Genomic DNA, 11582 nt, shown 5'->3' with positions numbered 1-11582 from the left:
CACTTTAGAAGTCTGAGTCCCCGGTAAATGTTCCGGAAAATAATTTGGTGAAATGTTCTGAACTGAGGGAAAGAGTGGGCCGTTAGGGCTCCTTACTTGCATCTTCCATGCAGTTTAGGAGGCTTGAATGCCTGTTGATCCTCGCAATCGTTATCCTCAGCCTCCTTTTGAAGGGCAAAGTCAGCCTTTTCCGGGGCTATCATCAAAAATGACGCCGCAGCCTGATTATGGAGAAAAGACCTATCAGGGCTCTGGAAAACTCAAGGGGCAGGTGGCTCTGATTACCGGTGGTGATTCCGGGATCGGGCGCGCTGTGGCGCTGGCTTTTGCCCGGGAGGGGGCGGAGGTTGCGATTTCCTATCTCGAAACCGAAAGTCAGGATGCAAAGGATATTGCCGGGCAAATCGAGTCAGAGGGGCGTCGTTGCCTTCTGCTGCCAGGGGATATTCGTGAGGCGACGCATTGCAAGTTGCTGGTTGGGCGCGTTCTGGAAAAATTCGGTCGTCTCGATATTCTTGTGAACAATGCTGCGTTTCAGAACTGGGCGGAGCATCTGGAGGATATCGGTGACGACGAGTGGCGGCGTCATTTTGATACGAACACGCATGCGCTTTTCTATCTCACGAAGGCAGCTTTGCCCCATCTGAAGCCGGGAGCGTCCATCATTAATACATCTTCAGTCAATCTGAAGACGCCACCTCAGATTCTCGTACCGTATTCCATGACGAAAGCAGCCATTGCGAACTTTACGGTGAGTATGGCGCAGCAGCTTGCGTCACGAGGTATTCGGGTGAACGGAGTTATGCCGGGCCCGATCTGGACGCCGTTTATTGCGACGGGAATGCCGGAAGAAGCGCAGAAGAGTATTGGGTCTGATGTTCCGCTGGGCCGCCCAGGTCAGCCAGCGGAACTGGCTGGGGCTTATGTGTATTTTGCGGACCCGCTGAACAGTTACACGACGGGTGCTCTGTTGCCTGTTAATGGTGGCATGCCGATGCTCTGATCGGGCCGGATATTCTGGATCTCAGTGGAACGCCTACTCCTGATCGAGCGGGCGTTTTTCTGTTTTGGGGCCGAAGAGAAGGGTGATGCTAGCCCCTATGAGGAGGACGCAGGTTGTGAGGCCGAAGACGCCGGGGAAACCGGCTTTCGGGTAGATCCAGCCAATCAGGACGGGCGACGAGATGGCGCCCAGACGAGCGATTGCGGAGGCCAGTCCCATGCCTCTTCCGCGCAGGGACGTCGGGAAGAGTTCGGGGGTGTAGGCGTAGATGCCGCCGTAGGTTCCGTTCATGAACATGGACAGCAGGATTCCGAAAAGCAGGACCTGTGTGGGTGTCTGGCTTGCGGCCATGCCGATGGCACTGATCCCGCCGCCGATCATGAAGGTGGCGACTGTGGCGCGTCGGCCAAGACGTTCCGTGCAGAAGGCTGAGGCCAGGTATCCGGGGAGCTGTGCGGCGTAAATCGAGATGGCGTAGGCGAAGCTGCGGGTCACGGTCATGCCGCGCTCGATCATGAGGGTCGGGATCCATGTGAAGAACGCGTAGAAGCAGAAGGTGATGCTCAGCCACATGGCCCAGCTCATGAAAGTGGAACGTCTGAGGCTGGGGGCGAAAAGGTCGCTCAGGGGGCGGTTTGTTCGTCCGGCTGTATCGGGGGTTGTCGAAAGACCGGCGGCCAGTCCGGCGCTTTGTTCGATGGCTCCGACAATTCGACAGGCTTCGTGCGTTCGCCCCTGCTGATCGAGCCATCTGGGGGACTCGGGAAGGGTACGCCGCCACCAGAGGAGCATCAGGACGGGTAGGGCTGTGGCAACCAATGCCCATCGCCAGCCATCCGGTGATGAGGGGACAATCATGAATCCGAGGATGGCTGCTGCGACGTAACCGAAAGAATAGAAGCCCGTGAGGCTGGCCGTGAACGCGCCGCGATAACGGGATGAGACGAACTCGCTCAGATAGGGGGCGATGATCGTGGCTTCTGCGCCGGCGCCCAGTCCTGCGAGAAGACGGGCGCTGAAGAAACTGCCGAATGTGTGGGAGACTGCCGAGAGAAGAGAGCCGATCGCGTAGAGCGCGAGGGCGCTCATCATGACGGAACGGCGGCCAGACCTGTCGGCCCACCAGCCTGCCAGCAGAGAGCCGAGACCGTATCCCAGATAAGTGGCGCTTCCCAAAATACCGAGAGACGGGCCGGACAGGTGCCATTCCGTTTTCAGAACCGGAAGTGTGAAGGCAACGATGGCGGAGTCCAAGCCGTCGAACATGTATCCACAGCCGCCAAGGATCAGGAGCCGACGGTGGAAGGGGGTGAAGGGCAGATGTTCGAGGCGCTGGGCGATGCTCATGGATTCTCTGTAACGCAGGCAACTATGGGGGTGTGACAGACTATCTGGCGGTTTGGCCGTGGGTCCAGCCATGGTTGGGGTAGGCCATCAGGAAGGTAAAATCTGGGAAAAAGGTTGTGTGTGGCGCAGTTTTCCGCTATTTCGCCGCTCGCACAGGCACCCCTGGAGGTCTGTGTGATGACAAAATTCAATACGCAGGAGCGTAACAGTGGCTAATTTGACGACACTTGCTGTCTCGACGCGCGCGAAGGCTGGTAAGGGGGCAGCGCGCGCAACGAGACGTGCCGGGCTGGTTCCGGCAGTAATCTATGGTGGCAAGCAGGAGCCTTCCATCATTGCTCTTGATCCGCGCGTGATCATGAAGGAACTGCACCGTGGTGGCTGGTCCTCCCGCGTGTACAACCTGGCAGCAGAAGGCGCAGAGCCGGTTGCAGCCCTGATCCGTGACGTGCAGCTGCACCCGGTGACGGATGCTCCGATTCACATCGACTTCCAGCGCGTTGCAGCGGGCACGAAGGTGCACGTTCAGGTTTCCATCATCTTCGTTGGCGAAGAGAAGGCTCCTGGCATCAAGCGCGGTGGCGTTCTGAACGTTGTCCGTCATTCCGTGGACGTTGCTGCTGATGCAGCCAGCATTCCGGAAAGCTTCACTGTTGATCTGAGTGTCCTCGACATTCATGACAGCGTTCGCTGGTCCGACCTGAAGGGCACGGAAGGCGTAAAGCTGACGGGTCATCAGGCTTCTGATCTCGTGATCGCTTCCATCGCTCCGCCGACCATTGATGCGGAAATGGAAGCTGAAGCTGCTGCCAAGGCTGCTGCCGCTGCCGCAGCTGCTACCGCAAAGCCGGGCGCAAAGAAGAAGTAAGTCATGAGGCTCTGGACCGGTCTCGGCAATCCCGAGCCGGGGATGAGCCGTCATCGACATAACATCGGCTTCATGGCGGTTGATGAAATCGCCAGGCGTCACGGGTTTTCCCCGTGGCGCAAGCGCTTTCGGGGGGAAACCTCTGAAGGAACGCTTGGGGGGCAGAAAATTCTACTCCTCAAGCCGATGACTTATATGAACCTGTCGGGTGACAGCGTTCAGCAGGCCGCGCAGTTCTTTAAAATCGCGCAGGCTGACATCACCGTTTTCCATGATGAACTCGATCTTGCTTTCGGCAAGCTGCGTATCAAGCGTGGCGGCGGAGCGGCTGGGCATAATGGCCTTCGCTCAATGGATCGCTGTCTTCCCGGACCGGATTACTGGCGTGTGCGGATGGGCATTGGTCATCCGGGTCATAAGGACCGGGTGCACGGGCATGTTCTGGGGAATTTCGCCAAGGCGGAAGAGCCGGAGCTTGAGCGGTGGCTTGAGGCGGTTGCGGATGCTGCGCCTATTCTTGCCAAGGGCGAGAACGAAGCGTTCATGACAAAAGTGGTGCTGCTTACGGCCTGAGTGCTAAGAGACTTCAGGTCTCTTATGGTCAGCTTTTTTCACTGTTATAACGTGTGGGTATCGTTGCCAGAGAGAGTTCTCGGGCGGGAATCGTACTCTGCTGCCTGTTTTGCAGGGTGCAGGTGTTGTCCGTGGGCGTGGATTCTGCGAACACAGGGCAACTGAATTCTGAGACTGGGCTGACCGATGTGGCGGCCTGAAAGATGGAGAGCACAATGGGTTTCAATTGCGGCATCGTTGGTCTGCCCAATGTTGGCAAGTCCACGTTGTTCAATGCTCTGACGGAAACAGCCGCAGCGCAGGCAGCGAACTACCCATTCTGCACCATTGAACCGAATACGGGCCGTGTTGCCGTGCCGGACCCTCGGCTGGATATTCTGGTGAAGATTGGCAAGTCCCAGAAAGAGATTCCGACCAGCCTTGAGTTTGTTGATATTGCGGGTCTGGTCCGTGGCGCGTCCAAGGGTGAAGGGCTGGGAAACCAGTTTCTGGCGAATATCCGCGAGACGGATGCGATCATTCATGTTCTGCGCTGCTTTGAAGACGATGACATCACCCACGTTGAAGGTGGGGTCGATCCGGTTCGGGATGCGGACATCATTGAGACCGAGCTGATGCTTTCGGATCTGGAAAGCCTTGAGAAGCGCCAGATCAATCTTCAGAAGCGTGCGCGTGGGAATGATCGCGAAGCACAGGCGCAGCTTGAGCTTATGGAGCCGCTGATTGTGGCACTGCGTGATGGCAAGCCTGCCCGCACCGCCGTGCCGAAGGGGCAGGAAGGTGAGGCTGCGCGTCTTCAGCTTCTGACAACGAAGCCGGTTCTGTATGTTTGTAACGTTGAGGAGGCTGCTGCGGCGACCGGCAATGCTCACTCTGAGGCAGTTCGGAAGCGGGCTGAGGAAGAGGGCGCTGGCGTTGTGATCGTGTCTGCTGCGATTGAGGCTGAGGTTAGCCAGTTGCCGCAGGAAGATCGCACGGAGTTCCTTGAGGGGCTTGGTCTGAGCGACAGTGGTCTGGATCGCGTGATTGCAGCGGGCTATCGCCTGCTGGGTCTGCGGACATACTTCACGGTCGGCCCGAAGGAAGCGCGTGCCTGGACCATTACGGCAGGTGTGAAGGCGCCTCAGGCTGCTGCTGTCATTCACAATGATTTCGAGCGTGGCTTCATTGCCTGCGAAACTGTTGCTTTTGACGACTATGTGGCCTGCAATGGTGAAGCAGGTGCTAAGGAGGCCGGGAAGTTGCGGATCGAAGGCAAGGAATATGTTGTGCAGGACGGAGATATTCTCCTGTTCCGATTCAATGTCTGACGCTGCGGCTATTCTGAAAGGGCTGACGGACAAGGCCCGTCAGGCTGCTCGTGTATTGGCGCGAGCAGATGAGGCGACGCGTAATCTGGCACTGAATGCTGCGGCTCAGGCACTTCGTGCCAACAGCGCAGCAATCGTTGCGGCAAACGAGCAGGATCTGGCCGGGCTTTCTGCTGATCGGACGGCTGCATTCCGGGACCGCCTAACTTTAACGCCTGGGCGCGTTGAGGCCATGGCAAAGGGTCTGGAAGACGTCGCAAAGCTCCCTGATCCGCTTGGACGCATTCTCGCAGAATGGGAGCGCCCTAACGGGTTGCTGTTCCGTCGTGTTGCTGTGCCGCTCGGTGTCATCGGCATGATTTACGAAAGCCGGCCGAATGTTGGGGCTGATGCTGCGGCTCTTTGCATCAAGTCTGGCAATGCTGTCATTTTACGTGGTGGAGGCGAAAGCCTGAATTCGGCGCGCGCAATTCATGCGGCGATGGTTGAAGGGCTGACGGCTGCGGGTCTTGATCCGGCTTGTGTACAGATTTTGCCGTCTGCCGATCGTACTCTTGTGGGTGCGCTCCTTCAGGCTGCTGAGGGCGTGGACCTCATTATTCCACGTGGTGGAAAAACTTTGGTGGAACGCGTTCAGCGTGAGGCGCGGGTGCCTGTTCTGGCCCATGCCGATGGACTGAATCACACCTATGTTCATGCCAGTGCTGATCCTGAAATGGCGCGTCGGGTTCTACTGGATGCCAAGATGCGCCGTACGGGAATCTGTGGGGCCACAGAAACGCTTCTGATTGATCGGGCGATTGCTCCGTCGCTCCTGCCGCACATTGTGGATGATCTGGCTGCCAAGGGCTGCACATTCCGGGCGGATGAAACTGCCAGATCTATAGTTTCAACCTTGCCTCCTGCCAGTGCCGCCGATTTCGATACGGAGTGGCTGGATTCGATTCTCTCCATCGCTGTTGTTGATGGCGTTGAAGAGGCTCTCGACCATATCGCGCGCCATGGCAGTGCTCATACGGAAGCGATTATCGCTGAAGATCCTGAGATTGCTGCGGCGTTCATGAATGGGACCGATAGTGCAGTTGTGCTGTGGAATGCATCGACTCAGTTCTGTGATGGTGGTGAATTTGGCTTTGGGGCTGAAATCGGCATTGCCACGGGACGGATGCATGCGCGAGGCCCGGTGGGGCTCGAACAGTTGACGTGTTATCGCTACGAAGTGCTTGGCAACGGACAGGTGCGGGGCTGAATACGATCCCGACGTTTGGCGATGGCCGACGTATGCGGATTGGGCTGCTGGGTGGCTCTTTCAATCCGGCGCATTATGGTCATCTGAAGGTGGCTCAGCAGGCGTTGCGCTCTCTGCGATTGGATCAGGTGTGGCTGATGGTCTCACCTGGGAATCCTCTCAAGCCTCGAAAGGGCATGGGATCGTTCAGGGCGCGCCTTGCGTCAGCCCGGAAGATCGCTGATGGCCGTCGAATCTGTGCTACGGATATCGAAGCAAGGCTGAAACAGCGTTTTACAGTGAAGACTGTGGCATTGCTTCAGAAGCGCTTTCCTCATGTTCAGTTTGTCTGGTTGATGGGAGCAGATGGGCTGGCGCAATTCTCTCGCTGGAAAAACTGGAGGATGCTGGCCCGTATGGTGCCTATAGCGATTCTGCCTCGGCCAGGGAGTGTAACGCCTGCTTTGCACGGCGCTGCGGCGTCTGCTTTACGGCGAAATCGACGGCCTTCGAGGGAGGCTGCTATACTGGCGCAAAGAAAAGGATGCGCATGGACGTTCCTTTCTGCGCCGCAGAACGATATATCGGCTACAGCGTTGCGAGAGTCCGGGCAAATCTGTCTGGAACCGGATCAGGAGTAAAAGCCATCACCAAGACGACCTCAACCGACCCGAAGGCCAAGACCACGCGTCGGAAAACCAGCACCCCTGATGCGGCACTGGCCGAGGCTGCCAAGGTGCCTGGAACCCCTCGCAAGAAGGCTGCTGCTGCTGGCCCCAAGAAGACTGCCGTCAAGCGCGAGCCTGTGAAGCCTGATGTTCTGACAAAAATGCTGTCCATCATCACGGCCAGCCTTGAGGAAGACAAGGCAGAGGACATCGTGGTTCTGGATCTGGTTGGCCGCGCCAACTTTGCAGACCGTATGGTTGTGGCAACGGGTCTGGCAGATCGTCAGATCGCAGCCATGGCGCATCATATTGAGAAAAAGCTGGGCGAAGATGGCTTCAACCGGGTTCTGGTTGAAGGCGCGAATGGCAGTGACTGGGTCCTTCTGGATGCAGGGGATGTTGTTGTTCATCTCTTCAAGCCAGAGAGCCGTGAGCTCTATGCTCTTGAGAAAATGTGGGGCTCTGATCTGGATTCGATCGAATCCGAAGTGACTGTCGGTAAGGACGAAGAGCAGGGCTGAATGAAGCTCGTTGCTATTGGGCGGTTGAAGTCCGGGCCTGAACGGGAACTGTTTGACCGTTACGCTGCCCGGATTCGTCCTGTGCTAACAGTGACAGAGATTGCGCCGTCCAAAGGCTCCGTTATGGAGCAGAAGCGCAAGGATGCTGCGGGGCTTTTGGGAGCCTGTCCTGAGAATGCTTTTGTCATTGCCCTTGATGAGGGGGGCAAGACGTTTAGCAGCCTGCAGTTTGCAGCCACGTTTGCTCGTTGGCAGGAAACTGGCCGTCCGTTATATTTTTTGATTGGTGGAGCAGAAGGGCTGGATGGATCAGTGATCCAGAGAGCTGATGCCGTTATTGCTCTAGGGGCGATGACCTGGCCCCATATGCTTGTGCGTGTGATGATTGCCGAGCAGGTTTTTCGGGCTCAGGCTATCAATTCGAACCATCCTTATCATAAAGACAGTAGGCCGGATTAAGCCGTTTCTGAGCGATTGGGCATAAAAAAAGCGGGGCTTTAAGCCCCGCTTTTTGAATCTGAAGTCTTCTTATCGGATAGACCGGTTCGGAGCATCAGATGTGAATGCATCGTCTGGGGCTTCTGCAACTTCCGTGTTGCTCATCGGATGGCTCAGAGCATTCGATCCTCTGAAGATCGCACGATGACGGAAGGTGGTTGCATGGCTTTCGCGAGCGACCATGACCTGAGGAGCCTGGCGACCATCGTCTGCGCGGCCATAGATGAAGCCGTATGTCGGGTAGATGCTACCAAGACGGCCGCTACGGTCGTTAAGGGCAACGCGAACGGCGCTCCAGTCATTGTTGGGTGATACGTCAACGACGCGCACGTTGTGCGCAATGCCATTGGATGCCCAGTGAGACTGGTCAATGTAGATCGTACGGTTGTTCTCGACAGCCCGTACCACAGCGACGTGGCCCAGAGGCATACGACGGATGCCACGGAAATTTAGAACCGATCCAGCTTCCGGAGCGTTACCACGGGCGTATCGGCCTGCAGCGTTGTACCACCAATCCCGTGCATTGCCGTGCAACACGACGGCAGATGCTTCTTTTGCATAAGCTACGCACTGAATGACGTGCGCAGTTGAAAAGGTGTGATGATGGTACGCATGAGATGCGCGATGGGAGCGGAAGACACCATGACCACCGTGTGAACTACGGAGGTGTTTGGCCTGTGCATGACTCGCAAAGAACATGACAGCGGAGAGCGCCAGGGCAGAGAAAAATGTTTTCCGGCAACTTTTATGCGTCACGATCTTTTTGATCCTGAATAGGCTTGTGTCGTTCGGGTTACAGGGAGCTAACAATCTTCATGCAACCCTGACAAGGGCAGAATGCATCACTGAGGGTTAAATTTTCATTTCTAATGAAAATCTTTCTCGTGTCGCATTCTGCCTTAATTGTGCCGTATTTGGTTGGGTGGCTTATTTCGTGGTTGTCAGCATGATTTCCACGAGGATGCGTGGGTCAGCCATGACAGCCTGAACGCAGGCGCGTGCAGGAGCTAGTCCTTCCGGGAGCCATGCGGACCAGTGCGTGTTGAGAGCATTGCGGTCTGCGATGTCTTTAAGCCAGATCTGTGCCTGAAGAATGCGGGTATTGTCTGTGCCGTGTTCTTCAAGAATGGCGTCGAGTTGAGCCAGGACGTCTTTGGTCTGGCCATCGATATCTTGTGACAGGTCTGAGGCAACAACGCCTTGGGTGAAAACAAAGCCATGATATTCCACAGCCTTGGAAAGAATGGCGTTGGGTTCTGTGCGAATGATGCGGCTCATGGGGGGTATCCTGATCCCGAGATTGGAAAGCCCCAGAGTGAGGCGGCTTTAAGAAGCGGTCAATCACCTCTTGGCTCCCTTGTCGTAGGGGGTGGGACGCGGTATCGCCGGGAGGTATCGCTAAACTGGCCGTGCGGGAGAAAAAACCGTGGTCCCTTTGAATGTCAAAAGAGTGCCTGTGACGCCGATCCGGCAGAATTGCACGATCCTCTGGGACGAACGGAACCATGCCGTGGTGGTCGATCCAGGGGGGGATGTGGATGAACTGCTCTCCCAGCTCCGTGGACTGACGGTTGAGGCTATTCTTCTTACGCATGGACATCTTGATCATGCTGGTGGCGCTGATGAACTGCGGGAACGCCTAAATAAGATTCAATCAGATCCTGTGCCTGTTCTCGGGCCAGATCGGCGTGATGCGTTCCTGCTGAGTAGTATTGAGAAACAGGCTGCGCATTTTGGTATGACAGGGATGGTGAGTGTTGTTCCGGACCGCTTTCTGGAAAGTGGTGAGACACTCCAACTTCTGGGCCATGATATCGAGGTGCGTCATATTCCCGGACATACGCCAGGGCATATCGTGTTTGTGGATCATGGCAGTCGTCGTGCCATTGTTGGCGATACATTGTTCCGCCGGACGATAGGGCGAACCGATTTTGCTTATGGGGATGCTCCTGCGTTGATTGCAGGTATTCGCCAACATCTCATGAGTTTGCCGGATGAGACTGTGGTGCTGTGTGGGCATGGAATGCCTACGACCATTGGGGAAGAACGCCGGTCCAATCCATTTCTTGTTTCTGAACGATAAATTTCAAAGAGGATTTCCCATGCGTGTGATGGCTTGTTCCATATTAGGTGCGATAGGTGTTCTCGCGAGCGGTATGACGGCTTCCGCCTACGCGGCAGAAGAACCTATTCGTCAGGCGCAGCCTGTTCTCCCGACAGCACCTTTGACAATCACGACGCAAGACGGGGTTAAGCACTCGTTTACGGTGGAGTTGGCCAAAACATACAGGGAACAGGAAGTAGGCGAAATGTTCCGTAAGGAGCTGCCCAAAAACAAGGGAATGCTTTTCCTTTGGCCGCAGCCGCAGGTTTCGGACATGTGGATGAGAAACACACTGGTATCCCTCGATATCGTTTTCATTGATTCCACCAATCATGTTCATGCCATTGCGGAGAAGGCGGTTCCGCTGAGTGAGGCAATCCTGAGTAGTGACGGGGTTGTGGCCAACACGCTTGAGCTTGCTGGAGGGGTTACGGAAGAGTTGGGTATCCGCGTAGGGGATACCGTAAGTAGCCCGGCACTGAAGCACTGATACGTGAAGGTTTTAGTTACCGGAGCAGCGGGATTTATCGGTTTTCACGTCTCGCATGCCTTGCTGGCGCGAGGCATGGAGGTAGTCGGCGTTGATACGCTGAATGATTATTATGACCCGCTCTTGAAAACGGCGCGCCTGAACAGACTGACGTGTCAAAAAGGGTTTGTGTTCGAGCAGAAGGACGTGTCTGACCGCGAGGCTATGCGATCAGTCATGGATGGCCATTCTGATATTGAAGTCATCATTCACCTGGCAGCTCAGGCGGGAGTTCGATACTCACTCATAGACCCATATTCGTATGTACAAGCGAATGTCATGGGGCAGGTTGTTTTGCTGGAGGTATCCAGAAGCCTGAAAAGGTTGAAGCATTTTGTCTATGCGTCTTCTTCCTCGGTCTATGGTCGCAACCAGTCGTTGCCCTTTAAAGAGAGTGATCGCGTGGATGAGCCGGGCTCACTTTATGCGGTTACAAAGCGTGCGGGTGAGCTCACGGCCTCCGCATATGCTTATCTTCACGGCATTCCACAGACAGGCTTGAGGTTCTTTACCGTCTATGGGCCGTGGGGTCGGCCAGATATGGCTTATTACGGTTTCGCGAAAGCTATCTGCGAGGGCCGTCCGGTCACCCTTTACGAGGGAAAAGGACTGTCTCGGGATTTCACCTATATAGATGACATCACATCGGGTGTTCTTTCGATCATGGACGTTCCTCCTCAAGTGGGTGAGGCGCGCATCTTGAATCTGGGTGGAGATCGCCCGGAAAAAGTGACGACACTGATTGCTCTGCTGGAAAAACATCTCGGGCGATCTGCATGCATAGAACATCAAGCTCGCCCCGTGGCGGATATGGAGAAAACTTGGGCGAGCCTGGAGGATGTGAAAGCATTATGTGGCTGGACTCCGAGCGTCTCGCTTGAGGATGGGGTTATGAAATTTGCCCAGTGGTTCAAGGATTTTCATAAAAAGTCA

At 55.9% G+C, this 11582-nt stretch carries 14 protein-coding genes; 11 read left to right on the top strand and 3 right to left on the bottom strand.

What is annotated here, in order from left to right:
* Positions 1-127: 127 nt before the first annotated feature.
* A complete protein-coding gene (locus GCE01_RS04015) occupies positions 128-1003 on the top strand; it encodes an SDR family oxidoreductase (RefSeq protein ID WP_099211177.1) in 876 nt (291 codons plus the stop codon).
* 33 nt (positions 1004-1036) lie between these two features.
* Here the strand turns inward: GCE01_RS04015 and GCE01_RS04010 are convergent, their stop codons facing one another.
* A complete protein-coding gene (locus tag GCE01_RS04010) occupies positions 1037-2350 on the bottom strand; it encodes an MFS transporter (protein WP_099211175.1) in 1314 nt (437 codons plus the stop codon).
* A gap of 208 nt (positions 2351-2558) precedes the next feature.
* Here GCE01_RS04010 and GCE01_RS04005 point away from each other — a divergent pair, with 208 nt between their 5' ends.
* The 7 genes from GCE01_RS04005 (at position 2559) to GCE01_RS03970 (ending at position 7977) form a co-directional block, all read left to right on the top strand.
* The gene (locus GCE01_RS04005) at positions 2559-3218 is read left to right on the top strand and encodes a 50S ribosomal protein L25/general stress protein Ctc (RefSeq protein WP_099211173.1); all 660 of its coding nucleotides are present in this window, start codon (positions 2559-2561) and stop codon (positions 3216-3218) included.
* Between the two features lie 3 nt (positions 3219-3221).
* The gene (gene pth, locus GCE01_RS04000) at positions 3222-3791 is read left to right on the top strand and encodes an aminoacyl-tRNA hydrolase (protein WP_099211171.1); all 570 of its coding nucleotides are present in this window, start codon (positions 3222-3224) and stop codon (positions 3789-3791) included.
* Between the two features lie 215 nt (positions 3792-4006).
* Complete coding sequence (gene ychF, locus GCE01_RS03990) at positions 4007-5101, top strand: redox-regulated ATPase YchF (RefSeq protein ID WP_099211167.1); 1095 nt, start codon at positions 4007-4009, stop codon at positions 5099-5101.
* Positions 5094-6350 (top strand): glutamate-5-semialdehyde dehydrogenase, encoded by a 1257-nt coding sequence (locus GCE01_RS03985; RefSeq protein ID WP_099211165.1) that lies wholly within the window; start codon positions 5094-5096, stop codon positions 6348-6350. Before ychF ends, GCE01_RS03985 begins: the two co-directional genes overlap by 8 nt.
* 32 nt (positions 6351-6382) lie before the next feature.
* Entirely contained in the window at positions 6383-6970 is a 588-nt protein-coding gene (locus GCE01_RS03980; RefSeq protein WP_244591078.1) for a nicotinate-nucleotide adenylyltransferase, read from the top strand.
* A 95-nt stretch (positions 6971-7065) separates the two neighbouring features.
* Positions 7066-7518 carry a ribosome silencing factor gene (gene rsfS, locus GCE01_RS03975; protein ID WP_099211163.1) on the top strand — a complete coding sequence of 151 codons (453 nt, stop codon included), beginning with the start codon at positions 7066-7068 and terminating at the stop codon, positions 7516-7518.
* The gene (locus tag GCE01_RS03970) at positions 7519-7977 is read left to right on the top strand and encodes a 23S rRNA (pseudouridine(1915)-N(3))-methyltransferase RlmH (protein WP_099211161.1); all 459 of its coding nucleotides are present in this window, start codon (positions 7519-7521) and stop codon (positions 7975-7977) included.
* Between the two features lie 69 nt (positions 7978-8046).
* Here GCE01_RS03970 and GCE01_RS03965 read toward each other — a convergent pair whose 3' ends face one another.
* Both GCE01_RS03965 and GCE01_RS03960 read right to left on the bottom strand, forming a co-directional pair.
* Positions 8047-8772, bottom strand: coding sequence for a CHAP domain-containing protein (locus tag GCE01_RS03965; RefSeq protein WP_046900318.1), 726 nt, complete (start codon positions 8770-8772; stop codon positions 8047-8049).
* A 171-nt stretch (positions 8773-8943) separates the two neighbouring features.
* Complete coding sequence (locus GCE01_RS03960; RefSeq protein ID WP_046900317.1) at positions 8944-9294, bottom strand: RidA family protein; 351 nt, start codon at positions 9292-9294, stop codon at positions 8944-8946.
* Between the two features lie 148 nt (positions 9295-9442).
* Here GCE01_RS03960 and GCE01_RS03955 point away from each other — a divergent pair, with 148 nt between their 5' ends.
* The 3 genes from GCE01_RS03955 to GCE01_RS03945 all read left to right on the top strand — a co-directional run.
* The gene (locus tag GCE01_RS03955) at positions 9443-10099 is read left to right on the top strand and encodes an MBL fold metallo-hydrolase (RefSeq protein WP_244591077.1); all 657 of its coding nucleotides are present in this window, start codon (positions 9443-9445) and stop codon (positions 10097-10099) included.
* 19 nt (positions 10100-10118) lie between these two features.
* On the top strand, positions 10119-10610 hold the full coding sequence (locus GCE01_RS03950) for a DUF192 domain-containing protein (protein WP_046900316.1): 492 nt from the start codon (positions 10119-10121) through the stop codon (positions 10608-10610).
* A gap of 3 nt (positions 10611-10613) precedes the next feature.
* On the top strand, positions 10614-11582 hold a 969-nt coding region (locus tag GCE01_RS03945), incomplete at its 3' end, for an NAD-dependent epimerase/dehydratase family protein (RefSeq protein WP_099211159.1).

The organism is Gluconobacter cerinus, assembly GCF_002723935.1.
Classification (GTDB): domain Bacteria; phylum Pseudomonadota; class Alphaproteobacteria; order Acetobacterales; family Acetobacteraceae; genus Gluconobacter; species Gluconobacter cerinus.
Note: the sequence above shows the minus strand (reverse complement) of the source record. Positions and strands in the feature narration are given on the sequence as shown.